We start from the raw sequence: 355 nt of genomic DNA, 5'->3' as shown, positions 1-355 counted from the left end.
GACGTCCAGGAAGGTGACGATCGGGATATTGAAAGCGTCACACATCTGGACAAAGCGCGCAGCTTTTTCACTCGCCTCGATGTCCAGGACGCCGGCGAGGACCTGCGGCTGGTTGGCGATGATGCCGACCACCTGGCCGTCGAGGCGTGCCAGGGCGCAGATGATGTTGCGGGCCCAGCGCTCGTGGACCTCGAGGTACTCGCCGTCGTCGACGATCTCCTCGATCACCTTGGCCATGTCGTAGGGCCGGTTGCCGTCCGCGGGGACGAGGTCCAGCAGGACCTCGCTGCGGCGCTCCACCGGGTCCGACGACTCCACCGCCGGCGGGTTCTCGCGGTTGTTCTGCGGCAGGAGC

At 66.5% G+C, this 355-nt stretch carries 1 protein-coding gene; it reads right to left on the bottom strand.

Annotated features, from left to right (window positions below; translation table 11 throughout):
- Positions 1-355: carboxyl transferase domain-containing protein (locus JK359_RS38625; RefSeq protein WP_307788472.1), on the bottom strand; the 355-nt coding region annotated here is incomplete at both ends.

It is taken from the genome of Streptomyces actinomycinicus, from assembly GCF_016741775.1.
GTDB classification, from domain to species: Bacteria; Actinomycetota; Actinomycetes; order Streptomycetales; family Streptomycetaceae; genus Streptomyces; species Streptomyces actinomycinicus.
Note: the sequence above shows the minus strand (reverse complement) of the source record. Positions and strands in the feature narration are given on the sequence as shown.